This window comes from Moorena sp. SIO2C4 (assembly GCF_010672485.1).
Lineage (GTDB): Bacteria > Cyanobacteriota > Cyanobacteriia > Cyanobacteriales > Coleofasciculaceae > Moorena > Moorena producens.
The window spans coordinates 1-5,509 of record NZ_JAAHGN010000482.1 but is presented as its reverse complement, the minus strand read 5'-3'; the positions used below and the strand labels follow the sequence as shown (position 1 = coordinate 5,509).

At 41.4% G+C, this 5,509-nt stretch carries 5 protein-coding genes; 3 read left to right on the top strand and 2 right to left on the bottom strand.

Going from position 1 to position 5,509, the window contains the following annotated elements:
• Positions 1–688: Uma2 family endonuclease (locus tag F6K20_RS22480; protein WP_287296085.1), on the bottom strand; the 688-nt coding region annotated here is incomplete at its 3' end.
• A gap of 26 nt (positions 689–714) precedes the next feature.
• Here F6K20_RS22480 and F6K20_RS22475 point away from each other — a divergent pair.
• The 3 genes from F6K20_RS22475 to F6K20_RS22465 all read left to right on the top strand — a co-directional run bounded on the left by F6K20_RS22475 (position 715) and on the right by F6K20_RS22465 (position 3,979).
• Positions 715–897: a hypothetical protein gene (locus F6K20_RS22475; RefSeq protein WP_131827218.1), complete on the top strand. Its 183-nt coding sequence runs from the start codon at positions 715–717 to the stop codon at positions 895–897.
• A 23-nt stretch (positions 898–920) separates the two neighbouring features.
• On the top strand, positions 921–1,505 hold the full coding sequence (locus tag F6K20_RS22470) for a hypothetical protein (RefSeq protein ID WP_008190833.1): 585 nt from the start codon (positions 921–923) through the stop codon (positions 1,503–1,505).
• A 116-nt stretch (positions 1,506–1,621) separates the two neighbouring features.
• A complete protein-coding gene (locus tag F6K20_RS22465) occupies positions 1,622–3,979 on the top strand; it encodes an NACHT domain-containing protein (protein WP_229414767.1) in 2,358 nt (785 codons plus the stop codon).
• Between the two features lie 511 nt (positions 3,980–4,490).
• On the opposite strand, the gene F6K20_RS22460 is transcribed toward F6K20_RS22465, so the two are convergent.
• Entirely contained in the window at positions 4,491–4,862 is a 372-nt protein-coding gene (locus tag F6K20_RS22460) for a hypothetical protein (protein WP_229419075.1), read from the bottom strand.
• Positions 4,863–5,509: the final 647 nt, after the last annotated feature.

Sequence of the window (5,509 nt, the reverse complement as noted above, 5' to 3'; positions counted from 1 at the left end):
CTCGAAGACGTTCAAGTTCTGCCTCAGTAGGAATCCAATTTCCCTGTTGATCATACCAACGTAGCCACAACCGATTCAATCCCCGATATTGACCAAGCCATAGTCCTAAACCCAATTGCAACTCAGGCATCCAAAATTGGGAATTGTCTAATGTTTGTGGTTGATAGCTGCCGCCATCTAACTTAAAAAGTTGTAATTCGTTACTGACTCGGTCAAAGGTAACATAGTAGGGAATCGCTAAAATTTGCTCGTACACTTCCCATTTCGTTGGTGGTTCTCCCGTTCGTTCACTGTAACCAAGGTCTTGATCTTTGGTGCTGGCAGAGAGCAACTCTATGGCCACAATTGGTCTGACGTCTTCTTGCCAGATCACATAACTCATTCTGAGCTCTCGTCCCTGGTAAAATCGGGAAATCCCCACTACAGCAAACCAATCCGGTCGTTTGTACCAAGCGGTATGGTTGGGGTCATAATATAAATTTAAGTCACTGGCCACAAAAACGCGATCGCTCTCATAATTGGGAGGGCGAAAGGTCTCACTACACAGTTGTGGTTGCCAAAGATGAAATTCGTCAGGCAAACCCGGTTCCTCGGGATCTTCACTGGGTAAATCATACATGGTGGGCAGGGTTTCTTTGGCCGGATGAGGGAGAATAACCTGCTCAAATAAGGGTTTGGCAACAGACATGAGATTACCTCAATTTTTTCCGACTCATGATTTTGATTTTAGCAACTGTCGGTAAGCATTTAGCCGTCAGCTGTCAGCTGTCAGCCATCAGCTGTGCTCCCTGTTCCCAGATCCGCTGTTCCCAGATCCGAAGTTCCCTACTCCCTACTCCCTACTCCCTACTCCCTACTCCCTACTCCCTTTTCCCTTTGCTCTATACTAATAGATAAACTAAAAAACAAATACCAATATCATGCTGGATTGGTTAGCAGTTTGGGGAATTTCTAGTGCCGGTGGCTATCTCGCCAAAGAAGTGATCGGTCCCTTGGCCAAAGAAGCTCTAGAAGACTACACCAAAGATTTTTTCAAAGAATCCATCAAAGACTATACTGGACTATCGGATCAAAATACCCAGAAAAAACTCTTCGGTAAAGCTTTAAAAGAATTTGTAGCCTTAGTTGAAAGAGAATTGGAAGATGCTGAGTTATCCAAGCAAGAATTAAAACAGTATACTAAACCCCTCAAGCAGTATATTAAAAACAAATCCATTAAAGCTATCCTAGGAAGTGCGTTTAAATATGGCTGTCAACACATAGATACCGAGACATTAACCAAGACTTGGATTGAGCTTAAGTTATTACCATTACCAGAAGAATTTCGTTGGAAGTATATTGCTAGACAGTATCTCAAGCAAGTACACACTATCATCCGGGAGTCGGATCAGTTACGGCCTATCCGAGATTCCCAAACCTTGGATGCGATTAGCCCGAAGGGCTACGCTACGCGATCGCAAAAAACACTAACGCTACCGCAGGCATTATCCCAGACTTTGACTTAAGCACCTATCAAGAAGGACTTCTAGAGCGCTACGGTAATCTGAGCTTAGATAGTTTAGATACCAATGCTTGTGCCTATAACGAACTAAAACTCTGGAAAATATTTATCCCTCAAAATGTGCGAGAGGTTCATGACCTGATGCCGTCAGCTATTCATGAACTGCCTAAGGATTATTATCGAAAACTCCTAGAGAGTGGTCAACTAGATCAGGAAATTGACAAAGAGGAGTTGAAACGAGCCAAAGAGATTTATCATCAACAGCCGGTTAAATCCGTATTAGATGTTATTAATGAGTCTCAAGGTTATCCCTATTTGGTAGTTTTAGGAGACCCAGGCTCCGGTAAATCTACCTTGCTGCAATATTTAGCATTAAATTGGGCAAGAACGGATCTGACTACTGCCCTTTCTCTACCAATTCCCTTACTGATTGAATTACGTACCTATATCCGCAATCGCGATAGTGGACAGTGTAATAACTTCTTGGAATTTTGCAATCAAAGCAGTGGAGCGATATGTCATCTCAATCAACATCAACTGCATCACCAGTTAAAGGCTGGTAACGTATTAGTGATGTTTGATAGCTTGGATGAAGTCTTTGAGCCAGGGAAACGAGAAGATGTGATTACGGATATTCATCGCTTTACCAATACCTATCCTAAGGTAAGAGTAATTGTTACATCTCGCGTCATTGGTTATAAATCCCAACGGCTACGAAATGCTCAATTTCGTCATGTGATGCTCCAAGACTTGGAGTCAGAACAAATTCAAACCTTTATCGAGCACTGGCACGAGTTAACCTTTACTAATCAAGCCGATAAAGTTAGGAAACGCGAGCGCTTACAAAAAGCAATAGACACATCACCTCCAATTCGACAACTGGCGCAAAATCCCCTATTATTAACTATGATGGCAATCCTGAACCGCAATCAAGAATTGCCTCGTGACCGCTCTGAACTCTACAACCAAGCGTCTCGATTACTGCTCCATCAATGGGATGTGGAACGAGCATTACTAGAAGATAATCGTGTTGATCCCAAGACGATTGATTATAAAGATAAGCAACAAATGCTTGGAAAAGTGGCATATTTTATGCATGAAAATCAAGCAGGGTTAGCGGGAAATCTGATTAGTGGAGAGGATTTAGAAAGGATTATCAAAGATGAGCTGAAATTACGGGAGGTTACTAATCCCAGAGCCGTTGCTAAGGTAATGATTAATCAGTTGCGCACCCGCAATTTTATCTTGTGTTTCATGGGAGCCGATTACTACGCCTTTGTGCATCGGACATTTTTGGAATATTTCTGTGCTTGGGAATTTGTCAGTAAATTTGAAAAAAAACAGGAAATTTCCCTAGAACATTTGAAAAACGAGGTATTTGGTAAACACTGGCAGGATGAATCTTGGCATGAAGTGATCAAGTTGATTGTGGGCATGATTGATTCCAAGAAAGGTGGAGAGATTATTGAGTATTTGATGGCAAAAGATGGAGAAGGGGATAAGTTTCATAATTTATTTCTGGCAGGGGATTGTTTGTCTGAAGTCAGGAATCGGTATGATATTAAATCAACGGATACTGAATTACTGAATTGCTTCAAAGACTTAATTCACTATGATCTAAATTATGATTATAAAAAGTATGAATATCAGGGATTCTTAGTCCGTTATATACGCACTACAGCTGTTGTAGGAGTAGCCACCCATTGGCAAGACCATCGAGATACCTTACCCCTACTTCAAGTATCGGCTCGCTCCGATACTGATTCGGATGTGCGAGGTACAGCAATTTACCAGTTAGCTCAATGTTACCAAGACCATCGAGATACTTTACCCCTACTTCAAGTATCGGCTTGCTCTGATCAGCATTGGTGGGTGCGAGGTATTGCAATTGAACAATTAGCTCAAGGTTACCAAGACCACCCAGATACCTTACCCCTACTTCAAGAATCCGCTCGCTCTGATCAGATTTCGTGGGTGCGACGTACAGCACTTGAACAGTTAGCTCAAGCTTACCAAGACCACCGAGATACCTTAGCCCTACTTCAACAATCCGCTCGCTCTGATAAAAATTCGTCGGTGCGACTTACAGCAATTGAACAGTTAGCTCAAGGTTACCAAGACCACCCAGATACCTTAGCCATACTTCAAGAATCGGTTCGTTCTGATAAAGATTCCTGGCTGCGAAGTACAGCAATTGAACAGTTAGCTCAAGCTTGGCACGATCAGCCTTGGTTATGGGAATTTTTATGCGTTCGCGTAGCGGCTCTTTCAGAGCATCGCATTCTCCATGACCCCTTTGAGCGTGATCAAGACGAGGATTACGACAATGTCAATCCTCGACAAGTAGCCCTTCAGGCCATCCTGAAATATTATCCTAACCATTCCCAAACCCGGTCTTTATTGAAAAATAGAGCAGAGCATGACCCCGATCCTAAACTGCGGGAATTTGCTCAAGAGAAATTAGCAAAGTTACGCTAGTTCTGATAGTAATCAAGTATACAGGATTTTTTACCTGTTACCTGATTTACTAAAATTCTTAACTGATTTACCTCACCTTATTGATAACTGCTATCTATTATCAATAAGGTTTCAAAAAGGCTTGATAAGTATTATGAAATATAGTAAATTGCTTAACAGCAAGTAAATACTCCCAAAGTCGAAAACCTTGGGAGAGTCATTTTAGGTTACATTAAATCCAGTCTAGCATCCCTATTTTAATTGTGAAAATAAAACCATGGGAATAGATTCTAATTTAGAATGTAGAATTTATAATTTAGAATTTGTAAGCAGGTATACAAAATTGATTACACATTTCACAAAATTAAAAACCTTACAATGTCAGGATTACAGAAATTGAGAGTAGGTAATTAATTCTGTGTAGGTGTTTAATTCTACATTCTTAATTCTACATTCTTAATTCTACATTCTTAATTCTACATTCTTAATTCTACATTCTACCTTCTACATTCTTAATTCTACATTCTTAATTCTACATTCTGCCTTCAAGACCCTTCGACAACAATCGCTCCAATAACGGTTTAGGAATTGTCTCGAAATCCTCCAACAAGAGATCCATAATGGCCAGATGGCGCAAGTGACCAGGAGTGGGAGGGTAACAGCGACGACTGGTGTTAAACCAGCCGTTAACGGTGTGAACGGAACAAGAGCAGATTAAAGCCATATCTTCCCGACTCAAGTCCCACTTATTGTAAAACCGTTGCGGTGTCATACCCAATTCGGAGTAACTGTAAAGTCGGATCAAGATTTGCTCGCGCTCGGTAATGGGATAGGGATAGGAATACTCGCCCTTTAACTCCCTCTGTTGTGCAAGCTGTTCCAGGCGCTCCATTGTGCTACGCACACGCTATGCGAAAGCTTCGTGATAATCGATGGGATGATAAACGAATCGTTTTTTTGGCATGATAGAGTTACCTCCATTTAACTTGGGGGGGAGAGCCGCGCTTCCAGGTTGGTGGCCGATGATCGCGGCTCTTTTTCCAATGATTATAGTATAACCAATGGCTACTATTCTTGTCAACAATAAAATCAAAAAAATCAAGGTAATTTACATAAAAGTTAATAATTATTTAAAATATAACGATTAGAATGGTAGTTTTTTTAGCTAGTAGCTTAAATCTGGATCATGGCAGTATAAACTTAGTGATTGCCCCAAGTTAAAAATTTACTTATCAAGGTAGGAAACAGGGAACAGTGATAATATTTGATTTTTTAAGTACTGAAATTGATTGTTATATTATGTCGGGATAATTACCCTTAATAAAAAGGGTGCATCTCAGTGTCTTGATGCAAAGCGCGAGTGGGGGAAACCACGGCAAAGCGCGAGTGGGGGGAACCCCCTTTGGCGGCGCTGCCTCCCCTGTTCCGAAGCTGCATCACTTTTGCAATTAGGCAAAAATTCGGGCGAAAATTCCCACACTCCTCACACTCCCCGCGCCCGGGCCCCACACTTCCCACACTTCCGATCTTTTTTACAAATATGAGATGCAC